Origin of the sequence: Cellulomonas sp. B6, assembly GCF_001462455.1 — a bacterium.
Taxonomy (GTDB): domain Bacteria; phylum Actinomycetota; class Actinomycetes; order Actinomycetales; family Cellulomonadaceae; genus Cellulomonas.
Genome location: NZ_LNTD01000151.1, coordinates 1 through 6,999 on the forward strand (window position 1 = coordinate 1; position 6,999 = coordinate 6,999).

Annotated in this window: 6 protein-coding genes; 2 read left to right on the forward strand and 4 right to left on the reverse strand. The window is 74.1% G+C overall.

The window, feature by feature from the left end; translation table 11 throughout:
• The 3 genes from kdpA to ATM99_RS13635 all read right to left on the reverse strand — a co-directional run.
• The coding region (kdpA, locus tag ATM99_RS13630; protein WP_062103423.1) for a potassium-transporting ATPase subunit KdpA at positions 1-1,652 on the reverse strand (1,652 nt) is incomplete at its 3' end.
• Entirely contained in the window at positions 1,649-1,738 is a 90-nt protein-coding gene (gene kdpF / locus ATM99_RS19395) for a K(+)-transporting ATPase subunit F (RefSeq protein WP_160309413.1), read from the reverse strand. The genes kdpF and kdpA, both read right to left, overlap by 4 nt.
• Positions 1,739-2,092: 354 nt before the next feature.
• Positions 2,093-4,129 (reverse strand): TIM-barrel domain-containing protein, encoded by a 2,037-nt coding sequence (locus tag ATM99_RS13635; protein WP_062103424.1) that lies wholly within the window; start codon positions 4,127-4,129, stop codon positions 2,093-2,095.
• A 400-nt stretch (positions 4,130-4,529) separates the two neighbouring features.
• Here ATM99_RS13635 and ATM99_RS13640 point away from each other — a divergent pair, with 400 nt between their 5' ends.
• Entirely contained in the window at positions 4,530-5,102 is a 573-nt protein-coding gene (locus tag ATM99_RS13640; protein ID WP_150118291.1) for a hypothetical protein, read from the forward strand.
• Positions 5,103-5,184: 82 nt separating this feature from the next.
• Here the strand turns inward: ATM99_RS13640 and ATM99_RS13645 are convergent, their stop codons facing one another.
• The gene (locus ATM99_RS13645) at positions 5,185-6,192 is read right to left on the reverse strand and encodes a LacI family DNA-binding transcriptional regulator (protein WP_062103426.1); all 1,008 of its coding nucleotides are present in this window, start codon (positions 6,190-6,192) and stop codon (positions 5,185-5,187) included.
• Positions 6,193-6,261: 69 nt separating this feature from the next.
• On the opposite strand from ATM99_RS13645, the gene ATM99_RS13650 reads away from it, so the two are divergent.
• The coding region (locus tag ATM99_RS13650) for a hypothetical protein (RefSeq protein ID WP_150118292.1) at positions 6,262-6,999 on the forward strand (738 nt) is incomplete at its 3' end.

The following is a 6,999-nucleotide window of genomic DNA, read 5'->3' on the forward strand; positions in this document are numbered from 1 at the left end:
TCCGCGACGGGGCCCAGCGCGAGCGCCGGGACGAACGTGAGGGCCGTGACGACGACGGTCACGACCGCGAGCAGGCCCGCGAACAGCGGGCCGTGGGTGGGCAGCGTGCCCGCGGTGACGGGTACGCGGCGCTGCCGCGCGAGCGTCCCGGCGAGCGCGAGCACGAGCACGACCGGCACGAACCGGCCGAGCAGCATGACGACCCCGAGCGTGACGTCCTGGTAGGGCGTCGCGGCGCCGAACCCGGCGAACGCGGACCCGTTGTTGTTGGCGGCCGACGCGTACGCGTAGAGGACCTCGGTGAGGCCGTGCGCGCCCGGGTCCTGCACCGACGCGGCGACGCGCGCGGGGACGCCCGCGGTGAGCGCGGCGCCCACCAGCACGAGCGCGGGCATGGTCAGCACCGACAGCGCGACGAGCGTGACCTCGCGCTGCCCGATCTTCTTGCCGAGGTACTCGGGCGTGCGGCCCACCATGAGGCCCGCGAGGAACACCGTGAGGACGGCGAGCACGAGGATCCCGTAGAGCCCCGACCCGACGCCGCCCGGTGCGACCTCGCCCAGCACCATGTTGAGCAGCGCGGTCCCGCCGCCCAGCGCGGTGAGCGAGTCGTGCGACGCGTTGACCGCGCCCGTGGACGTCGCGGTGGTCGAGGCCGCGAACAGCGCCGACGCCGCGGGCCCGAACCGCACCTCCTTGCCCTCCAGCGCTGCCCCGGCCAGCGCGGGCACGGCGCCGTACCCGCGGGTCTCGGCCCACGTCAGCACGGCCGTCGTCGCGGCCCACAGGCCGCCGGTCGTCGCGAGCACCGCCCAGCCCTGGCGCAGGTCGCCGACCATGCGGCCGAACGCGCGCGGCAGGCTGAACGGGACCGCGAGCAGCAGGAAGACCTCGAGCAGGTTGGTCCACGGCGCGGGGTTCTCGAACGGGTGCGCGCTGTTGGCGTTGAAGAAGCCGCCGCCGTTGGTGCCCAGCAGCTTGATCGCCTCCTGCGACGCCACCGGCCCCGTCAGGAGGGTCTGCGTGCCGCCGTCGAGCGTCGTGACGGTCTGCGGGCCCGCGAACGTCTGCACGACGCCGCCCAGCAGCAGCGCGACGGCCGCGACCGCGGCCAGCGGCAGCAGCACGCGCACGGTGCCGCGCACGAGGTCGACCCAGAACGACCCGAGCCGGTCGGTGCCCGACCGCGCGAACCCCCGCACGAGCGCGACCGCGACGGCCATGCCGACGGCCGCGGACACGAAGTTCTGCACCGTGAGCCCGGCGGCCTGCGCGAGGTGCCCGAGGGCCTGCTCGCCCGAGTACGACTGCCAGTTCGTGTTGGTGACGAACGAGACCGCGGTGTCCCACGCGGTCGTCGGCGCGAGCCCGGCGCGGCCCAGCGAGAGGGGCAGCCACGCCTGCAGCCGCAGCAGCGCGTACAGCAGCACGACGGACACGAGCGAGAACGCGAGCACCGACCGCGCGTACACCGACCACCGCTGGTCGGCGTCGGGGTCGATGCCGCCCAGCCGGTACAGCGCGCGCTCGACGCGCAGGTGCCGGGGCGAGGTGAACGTGCGCGCCAGGTGCTCGCCGAGCGGCACGTGCACGGCCGCGAGCAGCGCGACCAGCAGACCGACCTGCAGCCAGGCCGCGACCGCGGCGCTCACCGTCGCTCCGGGTGCAGCAGCGCGCGCAGCAGGTACGCCGCGAGGCCCACGGCCACGACGAGGGCGGCGACGGTCTCGCCGCTCACGGCCGGTCCACCCGGGTCGCGAGCCCGCGCACGAGCGCGGCGAGCAGCCCGAACAGGCCGCCGGTGAGGACGAGCAGGACGAGGTCGGCCACGGGTGCTCCTCGTGGTCACCGCCGCGGGGGCGGGGCGACCGCCGTGGTCACCGCGACGAGCGTGCTCCGCGGCGGGTGCGCCCGGACCGCGTCCTGACGGTTCCCTGACGCCCGCTGACCGGGCCCGTACGTGCGCCCGGACCCGTGCAAGTACCCGCACCAGGGCCCGGACCCGGGCCGCGCCCCCACGCCGGGGCGCCCGCGCCGGACGGCGGCCGAGGGGGCGGTCGGCGTCCGGTGCGGCGGTGGCCCGGGCCCGGGGTCAGGAGGCCGCGCGCAGCGCGTCGCGCAGCTCGGCGCCCGCGCCGTCGCGGCCGAACAGCGGCAGCACGGCCAGCGGCGCCTCGACGTCCACCCGCGTGCCGCCCGCGTGCACCTCGCCCGTGCGGACGTCGGTCCACGACGCGCCCGCGGGCAGGTGCACGGTGCGGGACGTCGCACCGGGGTGCACGACGGGCGCGACGAGCAGGTCGGGGCCGAACAGGTACTGGTCGGTGACCTGCCACGCGTGCGGGTCGTCGGGGAACTCGTGGAACAGGCCGCGCAGCAGCGGCTGCCCGTCCTCGTGCGCGGCGCGCATGAGGCGGCGCACGTAGGGGCGCAGCGCCTCGCGCACGCGCAGGTAGCCGGTGAGCACGCGCTCGACGTCGGGCCCGTACGACCACAGCTCGTTGGGGGCGCCGGACGCCATGCGCGACGACCCGTCGGCCGCGGTGACGGGCCGGCTGGGCTGCCGGTCGCCGTGCATGCGCAGCACGGGGCTGAACGTGCTCATCTGGAACCAGCGCACCAGCAGCTCGTGGAACGCGGGGTCGCGCACGTCGCCGCCGTGGAACCCGCCGATGTCGGTGGTGAACCACGGGATGCCCGCGACGCCCATGTGCACGCCCGCGACGACCTGGCGGCGCAGCGCCTCCCACGAGCATGCGATGTCGCCCGACCACACGAGCGCGCCGTACCGCTGGCTGCCCGCCCACGCGCACCGCACGAGGTTGACGACCTCGGTCTCGCCCGCGGCGCGCAGCCCGTCGTGGAACGTGCGCGAGAACAGCTGCGGGTACACGTTGCTCACCTGCGCGCCCGGTCCCGCGTGGAACCGGTAGTTGTCGAGGTCGTACCGCCCGTACTCGGGTTCGGCCTCGTCGAGCCAGAAGATCCGCACGCCGTGCTCGTGGTAGCTGCGCCGGCACAGCTCCCACAGCGCCGCGCGGGCACCCGGGTGGGTGACGTCGACGAACATGCTGGGCCCGCCGAACGCCATCTGGACCTCGAGCCCGCGGTCGGCGCGCACCAGGTGGTTGGCGCGCGAGAGCGCGGCGAAGTTCTCGGAGTCGACCGACACCTGCGGCCACACCGAGACCATGAGCTCCACGCCCAGGTCGCGCAGCTCGGCGGTCATCGCGGCCGGGTCCGGCCAGAACTCCTCCTCGAACCGCTCGTCGCCCATGTGCGGCCAGTGGAAGAAGTCGGCGACGATCACATCGACCGGCAGGTCGCGGCGGTGGTGCTCGCGCGCGACCTCGAGCAGCTCGTCCTGCGACGCGTAGCGCAGCTTGCTCTGCCACAGGCCGAGCGCGTGCTCGGGCATCATCGGCGCGTGCCCGGTCGCGTCGGCGTACGCGGACGCGATCTGCGCGGGGGTGCCGCCCGCGGTGACCCAGTAGTCGAGCTGGCGCGTGCTCTCGGCGACCCACTCGGTGCGGTTGCGCCCGAACGTCGCGCGCCCCACGGCCGGGTTGTGCCAGAGCATCCCGTACCCCGCGCTGGAGACGACGAACGGCACGGACGCCTGCGAGTTGCGGTGGACGAGCTCGAACGTGCTGCCCTTGAGGTCGATGAGGTCCTGCTGGTAGAGCCCCATGCCGGCCAGGTGCTCGTCGGGGTCCGACGTGAAGCTCGCGACGAGCCGGTGGTCGCCGCCGACGTGCGCGCGGAAGTCCCGCGCGCGCAGCTTGAGCGCGCCGCCGGTGCCGTGCTCCTCGAGCAGCACGCGGCCGTCCGCGTCGAGGAACCGCACGCGGCACCACGCGACCTGGTAGCCGACCTGCCAGTCGAGGTGCTGCCCGGCGGTGAGCTCGACGGTCAACCGGCCCTGCACGAGGCGGGCGGTGGTGCCGTCGACCTCGATCGCGGGCGGCGGGCCGTCGGGTGCGGGCAGCAGCGCCCAGTCGGTGTCGAGCACGTCGCCCGCGACGGACGCGCGCACGCGCACGGCGTCGGCGCCCCACGGGTCGACGACGAGCGTCTCGCCGTCGCCGGTCCAGGTGAGCCGACGGCCGTCGGTCCGGAAGTGCTGCACGTGGGTCTCCCGCGGTCGGTGGGTCCGGTCCCGCTCCTGTGGAGAACCGGTTCACCACGCCGAGCACGCTAACCCGTCTGCGGCGCATCGCCAACACCCGGTGCACCGTCTGTGGAGCCCGCGTCGGCAGCAGGGGTGGCCCGCAGCCGGCCGCGGCGCTGCTCCAGTCGGGCGACCGGCCTGTCATTGCCGTCGCCTGAGGGGCAAGGTTTCCCCGGTGCGGCGCTAGTCCTCGCCTCTGGACTTGATGGAGCCGTGGCTGCCACAGCCCCGGCGTTGGGGCGACGGGCAAGACGCGGCGAGTTGGGCAATGGTGCAGATCCACGGGTACGCCGGCGCGACTAGGCGCCGCTGTGCGAATCTGTGCTAACGAAACCGCAGCACACCGAGGAGGAAACTCTTGGAGTTCGCACCGCTCGTCGGGCCGTTGATCGCCGCTGTCGCGTCCATCGCAGCTGCAACGATTGCTGTCAGGTCGGCCCGAAGGTCGCAGGTTGCCGAAGCGGAAGCTGTGCGACTTCGGCAACTCGAAGAACGCCTCTCTTCGAAAAAAGTCGAAATGTACGAACCGCTACTGCAGCACCTGGGCAATCTGCTCGCGCAGAAGCCGAACGCGGAGCAGGATTCGGAACGTGTCATCACAGATTTCATGAATCTGGTCGTGGTTTACGGATCGGACGACGTCCTGCAAGCTTTCGCGCGCTTCCGCACCGGCTCTGCGACTTCGCCCTCGCCGAAGATTATTGTGCGACTCGCCGCGGATCTCTTCGCCGCGATCCGTCGGGATCTAGCCGGCTCGACGGCGGCCACCGGTCTAGAGTTGATCGGAATGCGCATAACGGATATCTATGAAGGCGACGGAGAGCTCCTGGGTGCCCTCGTAGACCCATTCCCGCTCGTGTGTGAGCGAGAGGGGTGGACTCCGCCGTGGCAACGTTCTGTGACTCAGAGTCGCTCTGGGGGGCGGGGGTGAATCCCTCAGCACCCACTCGCGTAGCGCACGATGTCGCGATGGGAGGCGTAGTCCGCAGGCTCGCTTCGTCCAGTGCGGATGGCTAGCCCCGCCTGGGTGCGGCCGTCGTGGCGCCCGGGTGCAGGACCGCCGGCAGCAGGTCGACGGCGCCCGCGGCGGCGCCCGCGAGCTCGTCGAGCGCGCGCTCGACGGCGCGCGCGACCATCGCGCGGCCGGGCAGGTCGACGAGCGTGAGGTCCGGGTGCCCGGCGACGGGCTGCTCGACGGGGGAGAGCGCGACCAGCGAGACGTCGCGCGGCACTGAGCGGCCGTGCCGGTGCAGCTCGGTCACGAGCTCGTCGACCGCCGCGACGTCGAGCACGAGCACGGCCGTCAGCCCGGGCAGCTCCGCGAGCGTCGCGTCGAGCCACGCCGCGACCTCGCCGCGCGCGCACGGCCCGAACCGGCCGCGCACGCCCCGGTCGTCGCACGCGCGGGCGAACCCGGTGCGGAACCGGTGCCGGAACGACAGCTCGTCGGCGTCCGGGTCGGCGGAGTCCTCCGGGCCCGCGAGCACCGCCACCTCGCGGTGCCCCAGGTCCGCGACGTGCCCGAGCATCGTGCGCGCGGCGTCGGCGAAGTCCAGGTCGACCGCGCTCAGGCCGTGCGTCTGCGCCGGCCAGCCGACGAGCACGACCGGCTGGGGCAGCGCCGCGAGCACCGGCAGCCGCGCGTCGTGCAGCCGCACGTCCATGACGACGAGCGCGTCGGCCAGCACGTCGCCCGCGAGCTCGTCGTCGCCGCGGCCCATGAGCAGCACGTCGTACCCGCGCGGCTGCGCCGTGTACATCGCCGCGCGCACGAACCGCATGAACACGTCGACGTCGGCCTCGCGCGAGCCCGGCCGGTACGACGCGAGCAGCCCCAGCACGTTGGTCCGCCCCAGCGCCAGCGCGCGCGCCGCGGGGGACGGCCGGTAGCCCAGCCGCTCGACGCTCGCGAGCACGCGCGCCACCGTCGCGTCCGGGAACCGCTTGCGGCCCGACAGCACGTTCGACACCGTGCTCGGCGCGACGCCCGCGTCGGCCGCGACGTCCCGGATGGTGGCCATGCGGGTCAGGGTAGGCGGCAGGGGGCGTCGAGGACGAAACTGTACCGGCCGTCCGGTACAGTAACGCTCATGCGCGATTCCCCCACGCACCCGGCCGACGCCCGGGCGCAGGTGCGCCGACGGCTGCTCGAGGCGGCGACCGACCCGCCCGCCGACGCCGGTCGTGACGAGGCGCTCTTCCGCATGCTCGTCGGTGCCTGGCGCGCGCGGCACGCCGGCCTCCTCGACCTGACGCCGCAGCAGTCGCGAGACTTCTTCGCGTGGGTCGGCGCGTTCTTCGACGTCGACGTCCCGGTCGCGGAGTCGGTGCTCGTCGGGTCGTGGCGCCCGTTCGACCAGGACGACGAGTCGATCCTGCGCGCGACGCTCACGCAGGTGGAGATCCACGGCCTCGAGCACGTCGAGCTTGCGCACGTCGCCGCCGCGGCCCACCTGAGCGTCGGTGACCTGATCAGCACGTTCGGGAGCCTCGACCGGCTGCTCGACGACCAGCGCGCCCACCTGGTCGAGCAGATCCACGAGGCCGACGTCCCGGCCCCGTTCGCGAGCACGCTGTCGGTCGCGGTGGACGAGCTGTGGCGCTTCTTCGACCACGGCGCGGCCGAGGCGGCGCTGGCCCACCTCACGCTCGGCGGTCTCACGCCCTCCCGGGCGCTCGCCACCTGCGACGCCGCGCTCTACACGGAGATCCGCCGCGCCCCGGCGCTCGACCCACCGGTCCTCGGCGCCCTCCTGCTCCTCGACGCGCACCGGACGGCGCCGACCGTCGGTGCACCCGCCGACCCCGTCGCCGTCCCCGAGGACCTC